Genomic DNA, 386 nt, shown 5'->3' on the forward strand with positions numbered 1-386 from the left:
GTACGGTCCCAGTGATGCTGTAGCTCTCCAACTCGAAGCGCTGGAAACGAACGACGACCCGTTTGAAAACGCGGGTATCATGACGGCGTACAATTTCGCCTCCCCAGCCAACCGCCGCTCGACTGGGCCACTGGACCGATTTATAGCCATAGTCGAGTCACCGCAGTACCGTCCGATGATCGACTTCGGAGAGGCTGTGCGAGGCCCTGTCGAGCGAAACGAGAACTACGCTGAACAGCGGGTGACGATTACGGGGCCGGATGGACGAACGACCACGTACGAGTTCGGTCTATCAGTGCAGTCCGTCGGCAAGTTCCGAGGCTGCTGGCAGACTGACCGTGTGGTAGTGGTCTGAACTTCCCTAACGAGAGGCCCTAGCGTTACAG

The 386-nt window shown here is 58.5% G+C and carries 1 protein-coding gene; it reads left to right on the forward strand.

Annotated features, from left to right (window positions below; all coding sequences use genetic code 11):
- A partial coding sequence (locus tag FY251_RS22170) for a DUF4864 domain-containing protein (RefSeq protein ID WP_148417034.1) occupies positions 1 to 355 on the forward strand: 355 nt, incomplete at its 5' end.
- Positions 356 to 386: the final 31 nt, after the last annotated feature.

It is taken from the genome of Haloferax sp. KTX1 (genome assembly GCF_902410085.1).
GTDB lineage: Archaea > Halobacteriota > Halobacteria > Halobacteriales > Haloferacaceae > Haloferax > Haloferax massiliensis.